Origin of the sequence: Pseudorhizobium endolithicum, assembly GCF_902153245.2 — a bacterium.
Lineage (GTDB): Bacteria > Pseudomonadota > Alphaproteobacteria > Rhizobiales > Rhizobiaceae > Neorhizobium > Neorhizobium endolithicum.
Map to the genome: position 1 here is coordinate 437,350 of NZ_CABFWF030000012.1, position 23,956 is coordinate 461,305.

The window sequence follows — 23,956 nt, forward strand, 5'->3', positions numbered from 1 at the left end:
GGAGCGGCCGCGGCGCGCCGCTCCGATAGGAGGTTACCGGCTGGAATGAAGGAGTTCATCCGCTGCGCTCAACAGGTTCGCATCCACCTCGTATTCATCCGTGAGGTGCAGCGTGCCATCGGCGCAGTCGAACGATTCTCCCTGGGATGAGGTTGCCTTCCGAAGCCGGGCGAGGGTGTCCGAACTCAGCGTGCCTCCGCCCAGAGGCCTGATCCTTTCACCAAGAAAATCCTCCAGCCATCGAGCGTTTGCGGGTGAGACCGCAGCTGCTGCAACCGTTGGATTGGCGGAGAAATAACCCTCGATGGCTTGGTTTGTCGGAGCGATGACAAGCAGTTTCACGTTGCTGTCGTCAAAGCCCTTGATGGCCCCGGAACTCCGGAGCGCAGCCAGGAAGTTGTCGGTGCGCCCCGGCGTTCCTGGAGTTGCACCCAGTTCTGTCAGGCGTTCAAGGATGGTAGGAAGCTTCGCTTCGACATCCATCGCGTGCTTCTCCGGCTGATAGCTGAGCGCGATAGGCTTGTTGAACGCCCGCTTCCGTATGCCTCGCGTCCAGTTGTACTCGAAATCGACGAGGAACGTACCTTCAAGCGCCGGTGTTTGTCCCTGGGGAAGCTCAAAGATCACCGCCGGGTTCCAGAGGTAGCCGGCATATGACGGCCTAGCTGGATTGGGTGGAACCGCCGGGCCGAGCCAACCGACGCCGGGAAGGCTCGCGCGCCAGGATATGGAGCTCGTTGCGGGGCGAGCAGCGAATGAAACTTCCGATGCCGTGAAGCTCACGCCGACGCTTGCGCTCAGGGATCCTCCTGCCTTGCCTCCTTCCATTCCGCCCTCTCCGCTCAACTCTCCGCCGATCGAGAAGCTGATCGTCGCCTGCTCGACCGTGCTGTTGGGACCGAATGTCAACACCCGCGCACCGGGTGTGGTGCATCGGATCTCAAGGTTCATGTAGTTGGCATAGAACCCTACCGAAACCCAGTTCGCAGACGGGTTGGAGGGAGACCCCTGGATGCCGTGATAGGTGTCGCCCGCGACCAGGTAGTAGTCCTTGAGTTGGCTTTGATCGCCTTGTTGCAGTTTATAGACCGGAAGGATTGCCGCGGCCGTCAGTGTCTGGCTCTCGGTGGGCACGCTTCCCCAACCGTAGTTTTCCCCGCCATTCGCTGTCCACGTGCCGTCCAGGTGGCCAACCAGCTTCCAGACATCCGGATTCAGAGTTTCAATGGGCATTGATGCTTCCCCCTATCGAAGACCGTGAAACAGCCACGGCACCGGTGCGCTTTACACACGCAGGGAGTTAAACAGATTTCAGTCCATACAACCAGAGGTTATTTTCTGTTTTTTGGTGCAGCTAAAGCGCGAAGTCCCGGATGGCCATCTATTCGGTAGGCTCGATAGAGTTCGCAAAGCGTCCTTTCCAAAAGAGGATACCCCCCGGATGTCCAGCCCAAGGTTGAAATCCGCCCGGTGTTCATGGGCTTCACCGTTTGTCCTGCAGGGTCAAGACGGGTCGGAACGTGCGGGAGGAGGTCGACCGTGTTGACTATGATGTCGGAGACATTGAAGGCTCTGCCATTGATGTCTCCAATGTCGGCCTCCAGCATAAGCCGCACTGCGGATGCGACGTCGCTGCCGTGCACCTCCGTGCCTGCGCGGGAAACAATGGGACGGCCCGCCAGATAGTCGGCAAAAAGGTCGTCCCACTTGTTGGGACGGAGGTTGCCGTAGACGCCGGTCAAGCGCAGGCTGGTTATGACGAAGTCATGACCGGATAGCGATTGCAGCGCCTTCTCCGCTTCGAATTTCACATGGCCATAGAGGAAGGTCGGAGAGAGGACGGCTGTCTCGTCAAGTGCCTCGCCTTCCGAAAGCCCGTCATAGACGGCGCGGCTCGACAGGAAGACGGTACGCCCGACCCCGGCCGCCTTCGCTGTTTCGAACAGCCTGACCGTTCCATCCAGATTGAGGCGGCGGAAGCGGTCGGGATCCTCGCCTTCGCCGCCGCGGTATTTTCCGGGCAGGTGGTCGAAGGCTGCGTGAACGAAGGCATCCATGCCCTTGAATGCAAGGTGCTGGTCTTCGTCGGGATCGAGCACGAGCGGGACGAAATCGGCGGACTTGACGAACCAGTCCCGTGGGGCCGGTGTCCTTCCGCCCACCGCGACATCATACCCGGCCTGAAGCAGTCCGTTGACGATATAGCGGCCGACAAGGCCGGAGCCGCCGGAAACGAGGACCTTCATCAGGACGTGCCCGGATTGGGAAGGGTTGCGATGTCCGGAATGTCGCGTCCGTCGTGGAAGGCATGCCACAGGTCGATCAGCGGCCGCAGCCTGTCCGCCTCCGGATGCTCCTTCTCCCACGGCTTCTCGTACTGGTAGTGCAGGATCGAGATGCTCCGCCAGTCCCAGAGTTCCGGCAGGTTGAACCACACATATTGCAGCATGTTCATGGTCACCGGCAGGCCGTGCCAGTCCGGAAAGAAGGCTTCCAGGAAGGTCTGGTCGGTGCGCCGCCAGAAGGCGTCCGGGCGGTCCAGCCGCTCCAGCATGCGTTCGAAAGTCTGCCGGCATGGCCTGGCGACGAAGACGCCGGAATTCAGCCGGTGGAAGTCGTGGAGGCTTTCGTAGACATTTGGAGCGGCGGAAAATTCCGGATAGTCGAACAGCTTGTCGATGTTGCGCAGCACGAGCGCATCGGCATCGATGAACACGCATCTTCCGTATTCTTCCAACTCCCAGAGCCGCAGCTTGCAGAAGTTGTCGAGCGGCGTGTGGAAATCCGGCTTGCGGCCCTTCGTGAAGGGGGCCGCGCCATGGATGTTCCCGCGGGCGTGGCGCGCGTTGAAGGCGTCGGAGAGCGGCAGGTGGCCGACTTTCACCAGGCGGCAGCCAAGCGCCGTCAGCGGCTCCAGCGCCGTCGTATCGACGCCGCCGGTATGCAGAACGGCGATATCCGCAGTCGTTCCAGTGAGCCGCAGTGACCGTGCAAGCGCGGTCGCGCCCATGGCGTAGTCGGCATTGGTCACCAGCGTCACGAAGCTACGGTCTGAACGGGCGGGAGAGGCGGAGCATATGCCCTGTCCGCCGTATTCAGGCGGCATCAGGACACCGATTTCAGCCGCCTGCCTTCCGGATCGTGCTCCACCTTGGCGGCAATGTCCCTGGTCCAGGCGGAGACGGCGGGGACGCGGGAGCGGTCGACGCGGTAGGCGAACTTCTTGGCGACGTCGACGATCTCTTCAAGCAGCCCTTCGCCCAGCGTCGTCGGGGCAAGCCCGAGGTTCAGGAACTTCTCGTTCTTTACCACCAAGTCGTTTTCCGCCGCTTCCTTGCGCGGGTTCGGCAGCCAGGCGATCTGTGCGCCTGTCATGCGGGCGACCATTTCGGCGAGGTCGCGGACCCGGTGCGTTTCCGTCATCTGGTTGAAGATCTCGACGCGGCTGTTGCGCTGCGGCGGATTCTTGAGTGCAATCTCGATGCAGCGGACAGAGTCCTGGATGTGGATGAAGGCGCGAGTCTGGCCGCCGGTGCCGTGGACGGTGAGCGGATAGCCGATGGCCGCCTGGATGAGGAAGCGGTTCAGCACCGTGCCGTAGTCGCCGTCATAGTCGAAGCGGTTGACGAGCTGCGGATGGCGGCGGGTCTGCTCCGTATGCGTTCCCCAGACGATACCCTGGTGCAGGTCGGTGATCCTGAGGCCGTCGTTCTTGGCGTAGAAGGCGAAGAGCTGCTGATCCAGGCACTTGGTCATGTGGTAGATGGAGCCGGGATTGCTCGGATAAAGGATTTCCTGGCTGACGGTGCGGCCATCCATGGTCTCGATGCCAACCGGCAGGTAGCCTTCCGGAATCGCCGCCCCAACGGTCGAGTAACCGTAGACGCCCATCGTGCCCAGGTGGACGAGATGCGCGTCGAGGTCGAGCTCCACCATCGCGTTCAGCAGGTTGTGCGTAGCGTTGACGTTGTTGTTGACCGTGTAGTTCTTGTGGCGGTCGCTCTTCATCGAATAGGGCGCGGCACGCTGTTCGGCGAAGTGGATGATGGCATCCGGCCGGTGCCTGGCGAGCCAGCCCTTCAGGAGCTCGTAGTCTTTGGCGAGATCGATCAGGTGGAAGTGGATGCGGCGTCCCGTTTCCCCATGCCAGACGCGCGTCCGCTCCTGGATGGAATCCATCGGCGTCAGCGACTGCACGCCGAGTTCGGTGTCGATCCAGCGGCGCGACAGGTTGTCGAGGATGTGGATCTCGTGACCGGCGTCGGAGAGATGGAGGGAGGTGGGCCATCCGACGAAACCATCGCCGCCGAGAACTGCTATCTTCATGAATCAACTCCGCTGGTTGTCGGTCCCGGTTTCCTGATAGGGAGGATTTGTGACAGGAACACAATACCTCATGACGGCTTCGCCGCCATCCGTCCATCACGACGATCCACTAAGGCATGACGATGACCACTGACAATTTTCTTCTTTCCGGCCAACTGACGGAGACGGGGCACCGGCTCGTCCAAAGGGTCTACTATGAGGACACCGATTTTTCCGGTCTCGTCTACCATGCGCGCTACCTGCATTTCCTGGAGCGCGGCCGCACCGATTACCTGCGCTGCCTCGGATGTGAGCAGAGCGACCTGCTTGCGGCGGACGAGGAAGGGCTCGTCTTCGTCGTCCACCGCATGGAGATCGACTTCAAGCTGCCCGCAAGGATGGACGACATCCTGACCATCCAGACTGCCACCGAGAAGGCAAGTGGAGCGAAGATGGTGCTGAACCAGGAGATCCGCCGCGGCGATACGCTGCTGATCGCAGCGAAGGTGGTCATCGCGGTGATCAACCGTCACGGCCGCCCGCGCAGACTGCCGGAGACGATCGCGGAGAAGTTTCTTCGCTCCGCAAAGTAACGGGCCGATAACACATTCTTAACCATAATGAGTGCTTACTGAAGGCCTGGGAAATTGTGCAATGCACGCCTTCCTTTGACCAAATTTGAAAGCGAGAAGCCATGCTGAAAGCTCAGGGCACCTTGGGGTAGAGCGCAAACAGCGACCATGGGATTTCGCGAGAGCGCTTTTGAACCCGCCCGGTCATGTGCCGGGCGTTTGGATTCGGGGATAATGGATAGATGGAAGAGGTAGGTTTGGCTGCAGCGACCCACGACGTCAGTCTCTGGGCGCTGTTCATGCAGGCTGGTTTCGTCGTCAAGCTGGTCATGATCGGTCTTCTCGCGGCCTCGGTCTGGACTTGGGCGATCGTGATCGACAAGTATGTCAGCTACGGCAAGGCAAAGCGCCAGTTCGACCAGTTCGAACAGGTGTTCTGGTCCGGCCAGTCGCTCGAGGAGCTTTACCGAACACTGGCGGAACGCCAGAACGGCGGCCTCGCCGCCATCTTCGTCGCCGCCATGCGCGAGTGGAAAAAGAGCTTCGAGCGCGGTGCGCGCTCCCCGATCGGGTTGCAGATGCGTATCGATCGGGCAATGGACGTCACCATGGCGCGCGAAAGCGAGGGTTATGAAGCCCGGCTCGGCGCGCTGGCCACGATCGGTTCCGCGGCGCCGTTCATCGGCCTCTTCGGTACCGTTGTCGGCATCATGACCTCTTTCCAGGCGATTGCCGGGTCCAAATCGACGAACCTCGCCGTCGTGGCGCCGGGTATCGCGGAAGCGCTTCTGGCGACGGCCATCGGCCTCGTCGCGGCTATTCCCGCCGTCATCGCCTACAACAAGTTTTCCGCCGAGGCAGGCAAGCTCTCCAGCCGGATGGAAGGTTTCGCCGACGAATTCTCCGCCATCCTGTCGCGGCAGATCGACGAGAAGCTGCAGCCGCGCGCAGCAGCGCAGTAGACGGTCGGAGGAGGCACTGCCATGGGTATGTCTGTTGGGGCCAAGGGCGGCAGCGGTGGACGCAGACGTCGCGGCGGGCGCAAGCACGGTCCCGTGAGCGAGATCAACGTGACGCCGCTCGTGGACGTCATGCTCGTGCTGCTCATCATCTTCATGGTCGCGGCGCCGATGATGACGGTGGGCGTGCCCATCGACCTGCCGGAAACGCAGGCGAAGGCGATGAATGCTGATACCCAGCCGATCACCGTATCCGTCAACACCGCCGGCGAAATCTATCTGCAGGAAACGGCGATCGGTATCGACGAAGTGGTGCCGAAGCTCGAGGCGATCGCCACCACCGGCTACAACGAGCGCATCTATGTGCGCGGCGACACGGCTGCGGCCTATGGCGTGGTGATGAAGGTAATGGCGCGCATTTCCGCGGCCGGGTTCAAGAACATCGGCCTCGTAACCTTGCAGGAACAGGAGCAGTGATCGGGTCGCGATGAAGGGAAGTCTCGGGACATCTCTCGTTTTGCACTCCATGGTGCTTGGCTGGGCGCTCCTTTCCCTGGGCGCCCCGGCCTCTTTCGACGTGGCTGACGTCGAGGCGCTGCCGGTCGACATCATCCCTGTCGAATCGATCACGCAGATCCAGCAGGGCGACAAGAACGCTCCGATGGCGGAGAAGGCCGCGCCGGTTCCGACCAGCAAGCCGAACATCGTGGAGAATGCTGAGAATGCCGGTGACAACGACATCGACCTGAAGTCGCCGCCGACACCGGTAAAGAAGCCGGTCGAGACGGAAGTCGCGGCGGCGCCCGAGAAGACGGACAATCCGTTGCCCAATCCGGCGACCGAGACGAACAAGGTCAAGGAGATCGTCCCGGAAGAGACGGCGCCCAAGCCCACGGAGGTCGCCGCACTTCCCGAGGCCAAGCCCGAGATCGCGCCCGAACCTGCTCCGGAACCGACACCCGAACCCGTGCCGGAAGAAGCGACCGCAGAGGAAATCCCGCTGCCCGACGCCGTTCCCGTACCGGCCGCCCGTCCGAAGCCCGAGCCTCCGAAGGAGCAGGCAAAGCCTGTCGAGAAGCCGGCGGAAAAGAAGCCCGAGACGCCGAAAGCCGCCGAGAAGCCGAGCGACAAGAAGGTTGCGGACAAGAAGCAGGAGACGGCGAAGTCGACCTCTTCCAAGGAAAGCGATTTCAATGCCGATGAGATCGCCGCTCTGCTGAACAAGCAGGAGGCTGCCGGCGGCGGCGCCAAGCGCTCGACCGAGACAGCGGCATTGGGAGGCAAGAAGACGACGTCGGGCTCGACGCTCAGCCAGAGCGAGATGGACGCGCTGCGCGGCCAGATCCAGAACAACTGGTCGATCATCGCCGGCATCGAGGGTGCCGAGGGCGTCATCATTACGGTCAGGATGAGTCTCGATGAAAGCGGCCAGATCATCGGCCGTCCCGAAGTATTCGCGACCGGCGGTTCCGACACCGCCCGGCGCACGCTCGAAGGCAGCGCCTTGCGGGCCGTCATGCGCTCGGCGCCGTTCAAGAACCTCCCTGTCGAAAAATACGATGCCTGGAGCGAGGTTGTCGTGAACTTCGACCCCAGCGAAATGCTGTAAAAGCTGAAAGGCTGAACATTATGATGAAACGTTCTTTCATCCGCCTGATGATCGCGTTTGCCGGCATGGCCATGAGCTTCGCCCCGGCGCACGCGCTGGTGGAGATCAACATCAACAAGGGCAATGTCGAGCCGCTGCCGATCGCCATTACCGACTTCCAATCCGGCAATGAGCTGGGTGCGCAGATCAGCCAGGTGATCGCGGCGGACCTTCAGCGCTCCGGCCTGTTCGCGCCGGTCAACAAGAGCGCCTTCATCGAGAAGATCTCCAACCCGGACCAGCAGCCGCGCTTCGAGGACTGGAAGGTCATCAATGCCCAGGCGCTCGTCACCGGCCGCGTTACCCGCGAGGGCGACGGGCGGCTTCGCGCCGAATTCCGCCTGTGGGACACGTTCGCCGGCCAGCAGATGACCGGCCAGCAGTTCTTCACGCAGCCGGAGAACTGGCGCCGCGTCGCCCATATCATCGCCGATGCCATCTACGAGCGGATTACCGGCGAAAAGGGCTATTTCGATACCCGCGTCGTTTTCGTCTCCGAGAGCGGGCCGAAGAATGCCCGTCAGCGCCAGCTGGCGATCATGGATCAGGACGGCTTCAACGTCCGCCAGCTGACCAATGGCAGGGACATCGTCCTGACGCCGCGCTTCTCGCCGAACCGGCAGGAAGTCACCTACATGTCGTTCGAGGGCAACCAGCCCCGCGTCTACCTGCTGCAGCTTGAGACCGGACAGCGTGAGGTCGTCGGCAACTTTCCCGGCATGACGTTTGCGCCCCGCTTCTCGCCTGACGGCCAGAAGGTCATCATGAGCCTCCAGCAGGAAGGCAATGCGAACATCTACACGATGGATCTGCGCTCTCGCACCACGACCCGCCTGACGAACACGCCTGCGATCGATACCTCGCCGTCCTATGCGCCTGACGGCACGCGGATCGCCTTCGAAAGCGACCGGGGCGGCCGTCCGCAGATCTACGTGATGAACGCCGACGGCTCCGGCCAGACGCGCATCTCGTTTGGCGACGGATCCTATTCGACCCCCGTCTGGTCTCCCCGTGGCGATCTCATCGCCTTCACCAAGCAGTCGGGCGGCAAGTTCTCCATCGGCGTGATGAAGCCGGACGGATCCGGCGAGCGCATCCTGACGACCGGCTTCCACAACGAAGGCCCCACCTGGGCGCCGAACGGCCGCGTGCTGATGTTCTTCCGCCAGAATGCCGGGGCAGGGGGGCCGCAGCTCTATTCGATCGATCTGACGGGCTACAACGAGCAGCAGATCAAGACGCCTGCCTATGCCTCGGACCCGGCCTGGTCGCCGCTGCTCGAATAGTGGCGGAATGCGGACAGAGGCGGTTTTCCGCCTCTTTGCCGCCCCATTCTCTTGAAAAAGGAAGCCCTCAAGGGACATCGAATCGGTTCGTTAACCATAAGCGTTCTAAGACGGTTAACCGAGACCAGTTAGAGTTCAGCAACTCTGATACGTTGATCTAAGGAGAGACCGGCCATGAGCCGCACCGTTACCCCGGCGATGAGCCGCATGCAGACCCTCGCCCGCAATCCGGCCGTCATCGCGCTGACGCTCGCGCTCGCCCTTGCCGGCTGCGCCAACAAGAAGAACCTGCCGAACAATGCCGGCGATCTCGGACTGGGCGGTGCCGGCGGTGCTGCCACGCCCGGCTCGCAGCAGGATTTCACGGTCAATGTCGGCGACCGCATCTTCTTCGACACCGATTCCACCTCGATCCGCGCCGATGCGCAGCAGACGCTCGACCGCCAGGCCCAGTGGCTTGCCCGCTATCCGAACTACGCCATCACCATCGAGGGCCATGCGGACGAGCGCGGCACCCGCGAGTACAACCTTGCGCTCGGCGCCCGCCGTGCAGCCGCCACCAAGGAATACCTCGCTGCACGCGGCGTTCCAGCGAACCGCATGAAGACGATCTCCTTCGGCAAGGAAAAGCCGGTTGCCGTCTGCGACGACATCTCCTGCTGGTCGCAGAACCGCCGTGCCGTCACCGTCCTCGGCGGCGCAGGCATGTAATCCTCGCAACCTGCAAACGAAATCGTGAAGGCGGTCCAACGGGCCGCCTTTTTCGTTCTCCATAGTTTGGCCGAACTTGAGTTGATTTTAAGCAGCGGGCTCAGTTGCTTTTTGGCGTGGATTGGCAAAATCTGCAGTCGCGCCAAACCGGCGCAGATCAAAGCAGGACGAACAACATGAAGAGACTTGTCTTGGCAGCAATGCTGGGGCTGATGGTTACGAGCGGTTCCGCAGGCGCATTCTCCCTGCCGGAACTCCTGCAGGGACGCCGCCAGGCACCACAGCAGGAGACCCAGGCTCCGGTGGTGATGGTGCAGGCCGGCGATTCGTCTGTGCGGATCCAGCAACTGGAGGAAACGATCCGGCAGTTGAATGGCCGCATCGAGGAGATGAGCTTCCAGCTTCTGCAGATGCAGGAGCAGATGCGAAAAACTCAGGAAGACAACGAGTTTCGCTTCCAGGAACTTGAAAAGAGCGAGAATGGAGCGGCCGGGAAACCGGCCGTCGCCACTTCGGGCGCACCGCAGACGACGGCGCCCGAGCAGCCGGCCGACGACGTCGCGCGCATCATCGAAACGCCCCCGGCAGCCGGTGAACCGGCCCGGACGGCTGCACCGGAGACCGTGCTGGGCTCCATCGAATTCGACCAGAGCGGAAATCCACGGGCGGTCACGCGCAATGACGTGGACAATTCTTCCGGCCTGCCAGGCGTCGATACCGGCCCGGGCCTCCCGTCCCGGAATCAAGGCCAGGCCCAGGCTCCCGCCCGGGATCCGCAGCAGACCGCCTCGCTCGGCAGCGAGAGCGATGTCTATCAGGTCGCCTACAACCATATCCTGTCCGGCGACTATGCGCTGGCGGAGCAGGAATTCACGCAATATCTCGCCGATTACCCCGAAGGCGCGCGTTCGGCCGATGCCAGCTTCTGGCTGGGAGAGGCGCAGTATTCGCAGGGCAAGTTCAATGAATCGGCTAAGACCTTCCTGAACGCGCACCAGACCTACGGCAAGTCGCCCAAGGCCCCGGAAATGCTCCTGAAGCTCGGCATGTCGCTTGCAGCGCTCGACAACAATGAAACGGCATGCGCCACGCTCAACGAAGTGAAGAAACGTTACCCCAATTCTTCCCGTGCCGTTCTGACCAAAGTGTCTTCCGAGCAGAAGCGCCTGAGTTGCTGATCGGCGGTTCGCCTTGACCGCACACCAACAAGTCTCCGTCGACGACGCGGCCGATCGGCTGCTGGCCCGGCTGCACCGGCCGGCTAGGCTGCTGGTGGCAATGTCGGGCGGCAGCGATTCCACCGGGCTGCTTGTCGCGCTCGCCCGCCGGAGGGTCGCGGGGGTGGAAGTCTTTGCCGTCACCGTGGACCACGGGCTTCGGCCGGAATCGGCGCGCGAGGCTGAACAGGCCGCGAACCTGTGCCGCGGGTTGGGGATCGGCCACGCGACCCGGCGATGGATCGGCGACAAGCCTTCCACCGGCATCGCCGCGGCTGCGCGCGAGGCGCGCTACCGATTGCTCTGCGCCGAGGCGGACGAGCTCGACGCCACCGCCATCCTCACGGGGCATACGCTGGACGACCAGATCGAGACGGTCATGATGCGGGCGGCACGCCGCTGCGATCCGAACGCTCCGGGGCTGGCGGGAATGGCCGACGCCGTCCTGCTGCACCGCCGGCACTGGCTGTTGCGGCCGTTTCTCCAGACTGCCCGTGAGGCGATTTGTGACTATCTTCGCGCCGCCGGCCACGGCTGGATCGAGGATCCGTCCAACATCAATCCTGCTTCGGAGCGTGCCCGCACGCGCATGGCGCTTGCCGGGTCGTCGCCGCTCTCTCCGTCCGAGATCGAGGCGGCCGCCTGCGAGCGGACGCGGCTTGCGGATGCGGCGGCCGCCTGGCTGGATCACCATGCGCAGGTCCGGCGCGGGGTGCTGATGCATGTCGCCCCGGAAGGGCTGCATGGGGATCCGGCGGTGCTGCGGTATGCACTCTCGACCTCGGCGGCCGTTCTTGGAGGACGGGAACAGGGGCCTTCCGCGGATGTCATGGGGCGGGTCCTCCAGGCTTGCCGGGAGCCGGCGACCTGGCGGATGACCGCCGGCAGGGTCGTCTTCGACGGCCGGCGATCCGGTCTCTACCTCTGCCGCGAGACGCGCGATCTGCCGCCACTCGCCGTGACGGCCGATACGGCAGTTCTCTGGGACGGCCGCTTCCGGATCGTGCCAAGCCTTGTGTCGGAAGCGCTTTCCGTGCCGCCGATCCTCCGGCAAGCGGCCATGGGACTCTTTCCCGGCGTGCCGTCGTCCGTGGCCATGCGCGCGGCCGGCTCGCTGCCTCCCTGCTGCAGTACGGAGGGCCATTCCCGCGGTCTGGCCTGCACGCCGATCCTCGCTCCCTTCGACCGCTTTCTGCCGCAGTTCGATCATAACCTGGCGTCGACTTTGGCGAAGCTGATCGGGTGCGACGATTTTCCAGCGGTGCCCTTCGCCGATTCCGTACGGAAAAGGTAACCAGCGCGAGCGGTTTGCCTTGGCAAGGCATAGGCCGGACCCTATGTTAGGCCAAGCAGGGCGGTTTCGCGCTGCCAGACAGTTCCCCGGGGAGTTCGATGAACCCAAACTTTCGTAATTTCGCCCTTTGGGCGATCATAGCGCTTCTGCTGATCGCGCTGTTCAGCATGTTCCAGACGGCGCCGTCGCAGACGGGTTCGCGCGAGGTTCCCTATTCGCAGTTTCTCAGCGACGTGGATTCCGGCCGCGTGCGCGAGGTCGTCGTCACCGGCAACCGCGTGATGGGCACCTATGTCGAGAACGGCGCCGGCTTCCAGACCTATTCGCCGGTTGTCGACGACACGCTGATCGAGCGCCTCCAGTCCAAGAACGTCACCATCGTCGCCCGGCCGGAAACCGACGGGTCTTCCGGATTCCTGAGCTATCTCGGGACGCTGTTGCCGATGCTGCTTATCCTCGGCGTCTGGCTGTTCTTCATGCGGCAGATGCAGGGTGGCTCGCGTGGCGCGATGGGCTTCGGCAAGTCCAAGGCCAAGCTTCTGACGGAGGCGCACGGGCGTGTCACCTTCGAGGACGTCGCCGGCGTGGACGAGGCCAAGCAGGACCTCGAAGAAATCGTCGAATTCCTGCGCGATCCGCAGAAGTTCCAGCGCCTTGGCGGGCGCATTCCGCGTGGCGTGTTGCTCGTCGGCCCTCCGGGTACCGGCAAGACGCTGCTCGCCCGTTCCGTCGCCGGCGAGGCGAACGTTCCCTTCTTCACGATTTCCGGTTCCGATTTCGTCGAGATGTTCGTCGGCGTCGGTGCGAGCCGCGTCCGCGACATGTTCGAGCAGGCGAAGAAGAATGCGCCCTGCATCATCTTCATCGACGAAATCGACGCTGTCGGTCGCCATCGTGGCGCAGGCCTCGGCGGCGGCAACGACGAGCGCGAGCAGACGCTGAACCAGTTGCTGGTCGAGATGGACGGTTTCGAAGCCAACGAGGGCATCATCCTCATTGCGGCGACCAACCGTCCGGACGTTCTCGATCCGGCGCTGCTGCGTCCCGGCCGCTTTGACCGGCAGGTCGTCGTTCCGAATCCGGATATCGTCGGCCGCGAGCGCATCCTGAAGGTGCATGTCCGCAACGTGCCGCTCGCTCCCAACGTCGACCTGAAGGTTCTCGCCCGCGGTACTCCCGGCTTTTCCGGCGCGGATCTGATGAACCTGGTGAACGAGGCCGCCCTGATGGCCGCCCGCCGCAACAAGCGCATCGTCACGATGCAGGAGTTCGAGGACGCCAAGGACAAGATCATGATGGGGGCGGAGCGCCGCTCCTCCGCCATGACCGAGGCGGAAAAGAAGCTCACCGCCTATCACGAGGCCGGGCACGCGATCACGGCGCTGCATGTTCCGGTTGCCGATCCGTTGCACAAGGCCACCATCATTCCGCGCGGGCGCGCGCTCGGCATGGTCATGCAGTTGCCGGAAGGCGACCGCTATTCGATGAGCTACAAGTGGATGATCTCCCGCCTCGTCATCATGATGGGCGGACGCGTGGCGGAGGAATTGACCTTCGGCAAGGAGAACATCACGTCCGGAGCATCTTCCGACATCGAACAGGCCACCAAGCTTGCCCGTGCGATGGTCACCCAGTGGGGCTTCTCCGACATCCTGGGCCAGGTCGCCTATGGCGAGAACCAGCAGGAGGTCTTCCTTGGCCATTCCGTCTCGCAGTCGAAGAACGTCTCCGAGGCCACGGCACAGAAGATCGACACCGAGGTACGGCGCCTGATTGAGGAAGCCTATAGCGAGGCCCGGCGCATCCTGACCGAGCACCACGACGAGTTCGTCACGCTCGCCGAAGGGCTGCTGGAGTACGAGACGCTTTCCGGCGAGGAGATCAAGGCGCTGATCAAGGGGCAGAAGCCTTCGCGCGACCTCGGCGATGATGCGCCGCCCACCCGCGGCTCGGCAGTACCGAGCGCGGGCATCAAGAAGGACGAGCCAAAGGGTGGCGAGGCCGATGGCGGGCTGGAGCCGCAGCCGCACTGAGTTTCCTCAACAATCCGCATGAAAAGGCCGCCTTCCAGCGGCCTTTTCTGTGCGTGGTAACGCGATGTAACGGGTTTCGACGCTATTTTACGTGTCAGGATGCGGGAAATGTGGCATCACGACAGCCCCTGATGGAGTGGCGGCGGCCATTCCGCGACCGCGGCAGGAGCCGCGATGACGCGCCCTGAGGCGCGGTGACGAAGGAGCATGTATGACGCGCCGTTATTTTGGCACCGATGGAATCCGCGGGCATTCCAACGTTTTCCCGATGACGCCCGACCTCGCCATGCGGGTCGGTATCGCCGTGGGCACCATCTTCCGCAACGGCAGCCACCGCCACCGCGTGGTGATCGGCAAGGACACCCGGCTTTCTGGCTACATGCTGGAGAACGCAATGGTGGCCGGCTTCACGGCAGCGGGACTGGACGCCTTCATCCTCGGTCCTATCCCCACGCCCGCCGTGGCGATGCTGACGCGCTCGCTTCGGGCCGATGTCGGGGTCATGATCTCCGCCTCCCACAATCCCTACCAGGACAACGGCATCAAGCTGTTCGGCCCCGATGGCTACAAGCTCTCCGACGAGATCGAGATGCAGATCGAGGACCTGATCGAGCAGGACCTCGCAGGACAACTGGCGAAGGCGAGCGATATCGGCCGGGCAAAGCGCATCGACGGCGTCCACGACCGTTATGTCGAGCATGCGAAGCGCACGCTGCCGCGCGATGTCACCCTGCAGGGCCTGCGCGTTGCGATCGACTGCGCGAACGGCGCCGCCTACAAGGTGGCGCCCGCCGTGCTGTGGGAGCTGGGCGCGGATGTGGTGACGATTGGCAATGATCCGGACGGCCAGAACATCAACCTCGATTGCGGATCGACGAGCCCAGCTGCGCTGCAGAAGAAGGTGCACGAGGTTCGTGCCGACATCGGAATCGCACTCGACGGCGACGCCGACCGGGTCATCATCGTCGACGAGACCGGGGAAGTGGTCGACGGCGACCAGTTAATGGCCGTGATTGCCGAGAGCTGGGCCGCGGAAGGCCGGCTGAACGGCGGCGGCATCGTCGCCACCGTCATGTCCAATCTCGGGCTGGAGCGCTTCCTGTCGTCCAAGGGGCTGGGGCTCGCCCGCACGAAGGTCGGCGACCGCTATGTCGTCGAGCACATGCGCGGCAACAACTTCAACGTCGGCGGCGAGCAATCCGGCCACATCGTTCTCTCCGACTTCGGCACGACCGGCGATGGTCTCGTCGCCGCCCTGCAGATCCTTGCCCGGGTGAAGCGGACCGGCCTGCCGGTCAGCGAACTCTGCCGGCGTTTTGAGCCGGTGCCGCAGCTTCTCAAGAATGTCCGTTTTTCCGGCGGCAAGCCGCTGGAAGATCTCGTCGTCCAGCAGGCGATCGCCGATGCCGAAGCCGAGCTTGCCGGCAAGGGGCGGCTCGTCATCCGTCCGTCGGGAACCGAACCGCTGATCCGCGTCATGGCAGAGGGCGATGATCGGGGCCAAGTGGAGCGGATCGTCAACGAACTGGTCGGCGTGATCGGCAACGTCCGGGCGGCAGCGGCTGCCTAACGATCGTGCTTCACCAAGAAGGAAAGGCCGGTCAAGTGCCGGCTTTTCTATCCGACTCTTGGTAAACCCGTATAGTTAAGCGGACCTTTACCTTTCTTCTTCATTATCCATAGCAAATCAACCCGTTGGTCATGGCGCCGCCGGCCAATGACGATGCGAACTTGGAGATGAAGCCATGAAAATTCGCCTGCTTGGCGCGGCTGCACTGTTGCTGACGGTGGGCGCGGCCCATTCTGCCGATCTTTACGAACCGGAACCGCTACCGCTGATGGACGCGCCGGAGATCACGGTCCAAGAAGCCAGCGGATGGTACCTCCGCGGCGATGTCGGCTACTCTTTCAACAAAATTCGGGGCGTAGAATACTATCAGGGCTCGAATGCCCTGCTGTCAGATTTCGATAGCGCTTCCCTTAAGGACAGCTTCATGATCGGCGGCGGTGTCGGCTACCAGATCAACAGCTATCTGCGCACGGACGTGACCTTTGACTACCTGAGTTCCGCCGACTTCCGCGGCAGCACCAGCGGCGTCTGTGGTGACGGCGCCGGCAATCCCTTCCTCCCCTGTTCGTCTTCCGATAGATCCTACATGCACGCCTATTCGCTGATGGCGAATGCCTATGTCGATCTCGGCACCTACGGCTACGTCACGCCTTATGTCGGCGCCGGCATCGGTGGTACCTACGTCAAGTGGGGTAGGCTACGCAATGAAATCTGCGATGATCCTTATGCAGGCGGCTGCTATGGAACGGACCACGGCGGTGAAAGGAGCTGGCGCTTCACCTACGCGCTGATGGCGGGTGCGACCATCGACGTCACTTGCGCGCTCAAGGCCGATGTCGGCTACCGCTTCCGCCACATCACCGGCGGCGACATGTTCGGCTATGCCGACAACGGCGGCCCCGGCCGCGACAAGGGCTTCTACAGCCACGAGGCTCGAGTCGGTGCCCGCTATGTGTTCGGCGGTTGTGAGACCCCCGTGGCCTACGAGCCGGCCCCGGAGCCGATTGTCTACAAGTAAGCCCCAGCCATATGGATATCGAAAGGCCGCGCCCGCCAGCGCGGCCTTTTCGTTTTCGCCTCTTGGATTCCCCGCCGCGACATTTCTTCGCTTGACTAAGACTCAATCGAGGAATACCCACGGCGGCGGGACACCTCTCCCCAACGAGAGGCTTTCTATCTGGAAGGATAGCCATATGGCGGATCTCGCACAAAAGCCGGACGTACGTCCGAACAACACCCATTTCTCTTCTGGTCCTTGCTCGAAGCGCCCCGGCTGGTCGCTCGAAGCGCTTTCCGATGCCCCGCTTGGCCGCTCGCACCGCGCCAAGATCGGCAAGGCGAAGCTGAAGCAGGCCATCGACCTCACCCGTGAAATTCTGAACGTGCCGGCGGATTACCGCATCGGTATCGTGCCGGCTTCCGATACCGGCGCCGTCGAAATGGCGCTCTGGTCGCTGCTCGGCGAGCGCGGCGTCGACATGCTCGCCTGGGAAAGCTTCGGCGCGGGCTGGGTGACCGACGTCGTCAAGCAACTGAAGCTGAAGGACGTCCGCAAGTTCGAGGCCGATTACGGCCTTCTGCCGAACCTCACGGACGTCGATTTCGACCGCGACGTCGTCTTCACCTGGAACGGCACCACCTCCGGCGTGCGCGTTGCGAACGCCGACTTCATCCCGGCCGACCGCAAGGGCCTGACCATCTGCGACGCCACGTCCGCCGCCTTCGCGCAGGAGATGGACTTCTCCAAGCTCGACGTCGTCACCTTCTCCTGGCAGAAGGTGCTGGGCGGCGAGGGCGGCCACGGCATGCTGATCCTCTCGCCGCGGGCCGTGGAGCGTCTGGAAAGCTACGTTCCCGCCTGGCCGCTGCCGAAGATCTTCCGCATGACCAAGGGCGGCAAGCTGATCGAGGGCATCTTCACCGGAGAGACCATCAACACGCCGTCGATGCTCTGCGTGGAAGACTATCTCGATGCACTGAACTGGGCGAAGTCGCTCGGGGGATTGAAGGCCCTGATCGCGCGCGCCGACGCCAATGCCAGGGTGATCTTCGATTTCGTTGCCGCCAATGATTGGATCGCCAACCTCGCCGTGAAGGACGAGACACGCTCCAACACCTCGGTCTGCCTGAAGATCGTCGATCCCGACATCACGGCACTCGACGCCGACAGCCAGGCGGCGTTCGCCAAGGGTATCGTTTCCCTGCTGGAGAAGGAGGGCGTTGCGCTCGACATCGGCGCCTATCGCGATGCTCCGTCCGGCCTGCGCATCTGGGCAGGTGCCACGATCGAAACGGCCGACATGCAGGCGCTGATGCCGTGGCTCACCTGGGCCTACCAGACTCAGAAGGCGGCACTGAACAAGTCCGCAGCCTGACCTGACGTGCTTCCGGTCCCGCACGAGCGGGATCGGCTCATCCCAATCCAGAGACTGAACCTCTTATCAGGAGCCCGCACAATGGCACCTCGCGTTCTCGTATCCGACGAACTTTCCGAAACCGCCGTCCAGATCTTCCGCGACCGCGGCGTCGAAGTGGATTTCCAGCCGAAGCTCGGCAAGGACAAGGAAAAGCTTCTCGAGATCATCGGCAACTATGATGGTCTTGCCATCCGCTCCGCCACCAAGGCGACGGAAAAGCTGATCGCCGCAGCGACCAACCTCAAGGTTATCGGCCGCGCCGGCATCGGCGTTGACAATGTCGACATTCCGGCCGCGTCGAAGCGCGGCATCATCGTAATGAACACGCCGTTCGGCAATTCCATCACCACTGCCGAACATGCGATCGCCTTGATGTTCGCCGTCGCTCGGCAGCTTCCGGCAGCCGATGTCTCGACGCAGGCAGGCAAGTGGGAGAAGTCGAAGTTCATGGGCGTGGAGATCACCGGCAAGACGCTCGGTGTCATCGGTGCCGGCAATATCGGAGGCATCGTCTGCAAGAAGGCGATCGGGCTCGGTATGCATGTTCTGGCCTATGATCCCTTCCTCTCGGCCGAACGGGCGCAGGAGATGGGCGTCAAGAAGGTGGAACTCGACGAGCTTCTTGCGAATGCGGACTTCATCACCCTGCACGTTCCGATGACCGACAAGACGCGCGGCATTCTTTCCAAGGAAGCACTGGCCAAGACGAAGAAGGGTGTGCGCATCATCAACTGCGCCCGCGGTGGCCTGGTGGATGAAGCTGCCCTTGCCGAGGCCATCAAGTCCGGCCACGTTGCCGGCGCTGGCTTCGATGTCTTCGAAGTGGAGCCTGCCACCGAGAGCCCGCTGTTCGGCCTGCCGAACGTGGTCTGCACGCCGCACCTGGGTGCATCCACCACCGAAGCCCAGGAGAACGTCGCCCTGCAGGTCGCCGAGCAGATGTCGGACTACCTGATCAAGGGAGCCGTCTCCAACGCCATCAACATGCCGTCGATCACCGCGGAAGAAGCGCCGATCCTGAAGCCCTTCATCCGGCTGGCAGACGTGCTGGGCGCCTTTGCAGGCCAGGTGACCGAGAGCCCGATCAAGCAGATCGAAATCCTCTACGACGGCTCCACGGCCAACATGAACACGCGCGCTCTCACGAGCGCTCTTCTGGCCGGCCTGATCCGCAACCAGGTTGCCGACGTCAACATGGTTTCCGCACCGATCATGGTGAAGGAGAAGGGCATCGTGCTGTCCGAGGTCAAGCGCGACAAGACCGGCGTCTATGACGGTTACATCAAGCTGACGGTAACGACGGAGAACCAGACCCGCTCGATCGCCGGCACGGTCTTCTCCGACGGCAAGCCGCGCTTCATCCAGATCAAGGGCATCAACATGGACGCCGATGTCGGTGCCAACATGATCTATATCGCCAATACCGACGTGCCCGGCATGATCGGCTTCATGGGCACGACGCTGGGCGAGGGTGGCGTCAATATCGCCAACTTCCAGCTCGGCCGCGACAAGCAGGGCGGCGATGCCATCGCGCTCCTCTATGTCGATGAGCCGGTGAAGCAGGACGTGCTCGACAAGCTGACGGCGCATCCAGCGATCCGCCAGGCCAAGCCGCTGGTGTTCAACGTCGACTGATCTTCCTCCCAAGGAACGAAGGGAAAGCCCGGGGCGATGGTTTTGCTCCGGGCTTTTCTCTGCTCGGCTGCAACCGGCGGCTGACGCGATAGTTTTAGAAAAAGTTTGTTCGCCCGACGGTCAGCGCGGAATGGCCCTTAAAAATCGAGCAGCTATCGCTATATGAGGAAAAGTCCGTACACTTGCGGATGCAGAGGAGAACAGAATGCTTTCATCCATCCGGCGCTTCAGGAGCGTGTTTGCGGTCGCCGCGGTCGCAATGGCGGTTTCGCTGGCCGCTGTTGATTTTGCCGAGGCCCGCCGTGGCGGCGGCTTCGGCAGCCGTGGTTCACGCACCTTCAACGCACCCACCGTTACCCGGACTGCGCCCAATCCGGCTGCACCGGTCGACCGCACCATGGCGCCGCGCACCCAGCAGCAGAATGCGGCAGCGCCGAACGCTGCGCGTCCCCAGAACCAGAACCGCGGACTGTTTGGCGGCCTTGCCGGTGGTCTGCTCGGCGGGCTCTTCCTCGGCGGCCTGTTCGGCATGCTGATGGGCACCGGCTTCGGTGGCGCAGCCGGCTTCCTCGGAATGCTGCTGCAGGTCGCGTTGATCGCCGGCCTCGCCATGCTTCTGATGCGCATGTTCGCCCGCCGCCAGCAGCCTGCCGGCGGCCCGACCAATGCCGGATACGGCCATGCCTACCAGTCGCCGCAGGGCGAGGGACGCGGCTTCCAGATCCCGAAGATCGGCGGTCTCGCAGGTGGAGCCGGTTCCTCGGCACCCCAAGCGGTTCGCCAGGCATCCGATGCGACGGACGAGATCGGTATCACCAATCGTGACCTCGAGCAGTTCGAAAAGCTCCTGAAGCAAGTCCAGGCCGCCTATGCCGCCGAAGACTACGCGGCATTGCGCGCGATCACCACGCCGGAAGCGATGTCCTACCTTGCCGAGGAACTCGGCGAGAACGCCACCAGCGGCCTCAAGAACGAGGTGCGTGACGTGACGCTCCTGCAGGGTGACCTGTCGGAAGCCTGGCGCGAGAACGGCCAGGACTATGCGACGGTCGCAATGCGCTATTCCAGCGTGGATTTCATGCACGACCGCAACACGGGTGCCGTGGCGCAGGGCGACCCGGACAACGCCACGGAGACGGTGGAAGTCTGGACCTTCGTTCGCAAGCCGGCACAGGACTGGAAGCTGTCGGCCATCCAGAACGCCGGCTGACCTCAGAGGCGGGCGAGGGTCCTTGGATCCTGCTCGCCGCCGTAAAAGACCTCAAGGGCTCGCTCGAAAGGCGAGCCCTTTTCGCTGACGGCGGCAAACAGCGTCATGGAGCTGCGGAATTTCATGTCGTCCGGCGAGCCGAGGATGTCGTGGGCGCTGCGGTCCGGATGCATCAGCATCAGCCGGGTGCACTCCGTGAGCCGGGAGCCGAGCACGGGGTGCCGCAAATAGGCTTCGGCCTCCTGCCGGGAGAGGATGGCATAGCGCTGCGCCATCGGGGAAGAACCCAACCCCTCGACCTGGGGAAAGATGAACCACATCCAGTGCGATCGCTTGCGCCCGTCGCGCAGTTCCGCGGTCACCCGGTCGTAAACCGCTGCCTGCGCATCAAGGAAGCGCTGGAGGTCGGGCGTGTCGGTAGCGGGCATCACCTTGTCCTTCCTTTTCCTTCAATCACAAGCATGCCGTAAATGTGGAATTGTTGCGACAGCCCCTTTTCTCTGCGGCACTGCACCCTAACCTAGGGGCCATGGAAGCACGTCTGGAACAATACATCCATGCCGTCATCCGCTGGCTGCCCGATCCCGTCCTCAGCATCCTGATCCTGATCCTGGCCTTCGTGGCCGGCGTGCTCCTCCACAAGATCGCCTTCAGAGTACTGACACGGCTCGCTAAGAACCGGGATCTTTTCTGGCGCTCGCTGGTGCAGCGGACACGGCGTCCCCTTCGCCTGGCAATCATCAGTTGGACGCTTTCGCTCGGCGTGGTCATTGCCCCGTTGTGGGGAACTCAGGAAGCCGTGTTGCGTCACATCCTGCTGCTCTGCTTCATCGTGCTCATCGGCTGGATGACGCGTACAGCACTGCATATCTGGACGACGGTCTATCTCAGGCGCTTCAAGCTGGATGCCGAGGACAATCTGCTCGCCCGCAAGCATGTCACCCAGTCCCGCATCATGGAGCGGGTTGCGGCAACCGGCATCATCGCGCTCACTCTCTCCGCCGCGTTGATGACCTTCCCGGCAGTGCGTCAGTACGGCGTCTCGCTGCTCGCCTCCGCGGGTGTCGCTGGTATCGTCCTCGGTCTTGCCCTGCAGCCGGTGCTCAAGAACCTGTTCGCCGGCATCCAGCTCGCCATCACGCAGCCGATCCGCATCGACGACGCGCTGCTGGTGGAGGGCGAGTGGGGCAATGTGGAGGAGATCACCTCCACCTACGTGGTGGTGAAGCTGTGGGACTGGCGCCGGCTTATCCTGCCGCTCGGCTACTTCATCGAGAGGCCCTTCCAGAACTGGACGCGTGAAGGGGCGGCTCTGATCGGCACCGTGATGATCTACCTCGATTACAGTGTGCCGGTAGCCGAGGTCCGGCGCAAGGTGGAAGACATTGCAGCCAGCTCGAAGCTCTGGGACAGGCAGGTGGTCAACGTCGCCGTGACGGACTTCAGGGAGAACGTCATGGAGGTCCGCATCCTCGTCTCCGCCTCCAATGCCGGCAAGGCCTTCGACCTGCGTTGCGAGGTGCGCGAAAAGCTTATCGACTTCATCCAGCGCAACTACCCCTCCAGCCTGCCCAAGGTGCGCACGGACGGCGTCGCGAACGGGGACGGCGCCGTCGCAGCCGAGGCGTTCCAGCCCCGGACACTCTCCTCCTGACGGCAGCATTCGCAGCCGCCAGCCCCACGCCAAAGGCCAAAGGCGGGGCTTCTTCTTGCGCGGCGGCGCATTCCTTTCTATATCCGCCGCATGATGCCCGCCCGCGGCCGACCCCGCAGCAGGCCGAGTTTCCCGCCCCTTCCGATTTTCGATCGTGGACCGGCGGCTTCGAACACCGAGAGAGTTGCCCCGTGAACACGCTGGATTTCAACAAGAAGCCGGAAGACACGCGCATTGTGGTCGCGATGTCGGGCGGCGTGGATTCATCCGTCGTTGCCGGCCTCCTCAAGCGCCAGGGCTATGACGTGCTCGGCATCACGCTGCAGCTTTATGACCACGGCGCCGCCGTCCACCGCGCGGGCTCGTGCTGCGCCGGCCAGGACATCGACGATGCGCGCCGGGTTTCCGAAACGCTTGGTATCCCACACTACGTGCTCGACTACGAGAAGCGCTTCCGCGATGCCGTGATCAATCCCTTTGCCGAAGCCTATGCCATGGGCGAGACCCCAATTCCCTGCGTCGCCTGCAACCAAACCGTCAAGTTTGCCGACCTCCTGGCGACGGCGAAGGAATTGGGCGCCGACGCGCTCGCCACCGGCCATTACATCCGCTCGCGGCCGAACCCGTCAGCCGAAAACCCGAACCGGCGGGCGCTCTACCGTCCGATCGATGCCGACCGGGACCAGAGCTGGTTCCTGTTCGCCACGACGCAGGAGCAGATCGACTACCTGCGCTTCCCGCTCGGCGGCATGTCGAAGGCCGAGGTGAGGGCCCTTGCCGAGGAGATGGGGCTGGTCGTCGCCCAGAAGGCCGACAGCCAGGACATCTGCTTCGTGCCGCAGGGCCGCTACACGGACGTCATCAACAAGGTGAAGCCGAATGCCGCACTCGGCGGCGACATCGTGCATATGGACGGACGCGTCCTCGGCCGCCACGACGGCATCCTGCACTACACGATCGGCCAGCGGCGCGGCATCGGGATTGCCACCGGCGAGCCGCTTTACGTCGTCTATCTCGATGCCCGCGGACGCCGTGTTATCGTCGGGCCGAAGGAGGCGCTCGACACGCGCCGCGTCTATCTTCGCGACGTGAACTGGCTGGGCGACGGGACACTGGCCGATGATGCCCGCGACGGCTTCTCCTGCTTCGCCAAGGTGCGCTCCAGCCGGCCTCCGATGCCGGTCGTGCTGCACTGCGACGACAGCGGCGTCTACGTCGATCTGGTCGAAGGGGAGGCGGGCGTGGCGCCCGGCCAGGCCTGCGTGCTCTATTCGGCCGAAGGGGCCGATGCCCGTGTCTGGGGCGGCGGTTTCATCGAGCGGTCGGAGCGCGCTCCCGAGGCCGAGGCTTCGTTGAAGGCGCTGCTTTCGGCGCCTGTCGCGGCCTGAGGCGGCAGATCGGCCTCGGGCTGTAAAAACGAAAAGACCGCGCTTGACACTTCCATC

At 63.2% G+C, this 23,956-nt stretch carries 21 protein-coding genes; 16 read left to right on the forward strand and 5 right to left on the reverse strand.

What is annotated here, in order from left to right; translation table 11 throughout:
- Positions 1-33: 33 nt before the first annotated feature.
- The 4 genes from RTCK_RS11965 to RTCK_RS11980 form a co-directional block, all read right to left on the reverse strand.
- Positions 34-1,233: a hypothetical protein gene (locus tag RTCK_RS11965; protein ID WP_142592953.1), complete on the reverse strand. Its 1,200-nt coding sequence runs from the start codon at positions 1,231-1,233 to the stop codon at positions 34-36.
- Between the two features lie 98 nt (positions 1,234-1,331).
- On the reverse strand, positions 1,332-2,246 hold the full coding sequence (locus RTCK_RS11970) for an NAD-dependent epimerase/dehydratase family protein (RefSeq protein ID WP_142592954.1): 915 nt from the start codon (positions 2,244-2,246) through the stop codon (positions 1,332-1,334).
- Positions 2,246-3,106, reverse strand: a complete 861-nt coding sequence (locus RTCK_RS11975) for a glycosyltransferase (protein ID WP_142592955.1) — start codon at positions 3,104-3,106, stop codon at positions 2,246-2,248. The genes RTCK_RS11970 and RTCK_RS11975 overlap by 1 nt, the downstream gene beginning before the upstream one ends.
- Positions 3,106-4,326 (reverse strand): NAD-dependent epimerase/dehydratase family protein, encoded by a 1,221-nt coding sequence (locus RTCK_RS11980; RefSeq protein ID WP_142592956.1) that lies wholly within the window; start codon positions 4,324-4,326, stop codon positions 3,106-3,108. Before RTCK_RS11980 ends, RTCK_RS11975 begins: the two co-directional genes overlap by 1 nt.
- Before the next feature lie 122 nt (positions 4,327-4,448).
- On the opposite strand from RTCK_RS11980, the gene ybgC reads away from it, so the two are divergent.
- From ybgC to RTCK_RS12050, 14 genes are all read left to right on the forward strand, one after another.
- Positions 4,449-4,898, forward strand: coding sequence for a tol-pal system-associated acyl-CoA thioesterase (gene ybgC / locus RTCK_RS11985; RefSeq protein WP_142522810.1), 450 nt, complete (start codon positions 4,449-4,451; stop codon positions 4,896-4,898).
- Positions 4,899-5,119: 221 nt separating this feature from the next.
- Positions 5,120-5,839, forward strand: coding sequence for a protein TolQ (gene tolQ, locus RTCK_RS11990; RefSeq protein WP_142592957.1), 720 nt, complete (start codon positions 5,120-5,122; stop codon positions 5,837-5,839).
- A 21-nt stretch (positions 5,840-5,860) separates the two neighbouring features.
- Positions 5,861-6,313 (forward strand): protein TolR, encoded by a 453-nt coding sequence (gene tolR, locus RTCK_RS11995; RefSeq protein WP_142519862.1) that lies wholly within the window; start codon positions 5,861-5,863, stop codon positions 6,311-6,313.
- A 10-nt stretch (positions 6,314-6,323) separates the two neighbouring features.
- Positions 6,324-7,445 carry a hypothetical protein gene (locus RTCK_RS12000; RefSeq protein ID WP_142592958.1) on the forward strand — a complete coding sequence of 374 codons (1,122 nt, stop codon included), beginning with the start codon at positions 6,324-6,326 and terminating at the stop codon, positions 7,443-7,445.
- 20 nt (positions 7,446-7,465) lie between these two features.
- Positions 7,466-8,770: a Tol-Pal system beta propeller repeat protein TolB gene (tolB, locus tag RTCK_RS12005; RefSeq protein ID WP_142519864.1), complete on the forward strand. Its 1,305-nt coding sequence runs from the start codon at positions 7,466-7,468 to the stop codon at positions 8,768-8,770.
- Between the two features lie 174 nt (positions 8,771-8,944).
- Positions 8,945-9,481: a peptidoglycan-associated lipoprotein Pal gene (gene pal / locus RTCK_RS12010; protein WP_142592959.1), complete on the forward strand. Its 537-nt coding sequence runs from the start codon at positions 8,945-8,947 to the stop codon at positions 9,479-9,481.
- Between the two features lie 176 nt (positions 9,482-9,657).
- Positions 9,658-10,659 (forward strand): tol-pal system protein YbgF, encoded by a 1,002-nt coding sequence (gene ybgF / locus RTCK_RS12015; protein ID WP_142592960.1) that lies wholly within the window; start codon positions 9,658-9,660, stop codon positions 10,657-10,659.
- A gap of 13 nt (positions 10,660-10,672) precedes the next feature.
- The gene (gene tilS, locus RTCK_RS12020; RefSeq protein ID WP_142592961.1) at positions 10,673-11,992 is read left to right on the forward strand and encodes a tRNA lysidine(34) synthetase TilS; all 1,320 of its coding nucleotides are present in this window, start codon (positions 10,673-10,675) and stop codon (positions 11,990-11,992) included.
- Between the two features lie 98 nt (positions 11,993-12,090).
- Entirely contained in the window at positions 12,091-14,025 is a 1,935-nt protein-coding gene (gene ftsH / locus RTCK_RS12025) for an ATP-dependent zinc metalloprotease FtsH (protein WP_142592962.1), read from the forward strand.
- A 211-nt stretch (positions 14,026-14,236) separates the two neighbouring features.
- Positions 14,237-15,595 carry a phosphoglucosamine mutase gene (gene glmM / locus RTCK_RS12030; RefSeq protein ID WP_142592963.1) on the forward strand — a complete coding sequence of 453 codons (1,359 nt, stop codon included), beginning with the start codon at positions 14,237-14,239 and terminating at the stop codon, positions 15,593-15,595.
- Between the two features lie 175 nt (positions 15,596-15,770).
- Positions 15,771-16,613: an outer membrane protein gene (locus RTCK_RS12035; protein ID WP_142519870.1), complete on the forward strand. Its 843-nt coding sequence runs from the start codon at positions 15,771-15,773 to the stop codon at positions 16,611-16,613.
- A gap of 175 nt (positions 16,614-16,788) precedes the next feature.
- Positions 16,789-17,970 (forward strand): phosphoserine transaminase, encoded by a 1,182-nt coding sequence (locus RTCK_RS12040; RefSeq protein WP_142592964.1) that lies wholly within the window; start codon positions 16,789-16,791, stop codon positions 17,968-17,970.
- An 81-nt stretch (positions 17,971-18,051) separates the two neighbouring features.
- Positions 18,052-19,647, forward strand: a complete 1,596-nt coding sequence (serA, locus tag RTCK_RS12045; protein WP_142592965.1) for a phosphoglycerate dehydrogenase — start codon at positions 18,052-18,054, stop codon at positions 19,645-19,647.
- A 205-nt stretch (positions 19,648-19,852) separates the two neighbouring features.
- Positions 19,853-20,857: a TIM44-like domain-containing protein gene (locus RTCK_RS12050; protein WP_142592966.1), complete on the forward strand. Its 1,005-nt coding sequence runs from the start codon at positions 19,853-19,855 to the stop codon at positions 20,855-20,857.
- Positions 20,858-20,859: 2 nt separating this feature from the next.
- Here RTCK_RS12050 and RTCK_RS12055 read toward each other — a convergent pair whose 3' ends face one another.
- Complete coding sequence (locus tag RTCK_RS12055; protein WP_142592967.1) at positions 20,860-21,285, reverse strand: DUF1810 domain-containing protein; 426 nt, start codon at positions 21,283-21,285, stop codon at positions 20,860-20,862.
- 101 nt (positions 21,286-21,386) lie between these two features.
- On the opposite strand from RTCK_RS12055, the gene RTCK_RS12060 reads away from it, so the two are divergent.
- Both RTCK_RS12060 and mnmA read left to right on the forward strand, forming a co-directional pair.
- Positions 21,387-22,511, forward strand: coding sequence for a mechanosensitive ion channel family protein (locus tag RTCK_RS12060; protein ID WP_142592968.1), 1,125 nt, complete (start codon positions 21,387-21,389; stop codon positions 22,509-22,511).
- A gap of 191 nt (positions 22,512-22,702) precedes the next feature.
- Positions 22,703-23,899 carry a tRNA 2-thiouridine(34) synthase MnmA gene (mnmA, locus tag RTCK_RS12065; protein ID WP_142592969.1) on the forward strand — a complete coding sequence of 399 codons (1,197 nt, stop codon included), beginning with the start codon at positions 22,703-22,705 and terminating at the stop codon, positions 23,897-23,899.
- Positions 23,900-23,956: the final 57 nt, after the last annotated feature.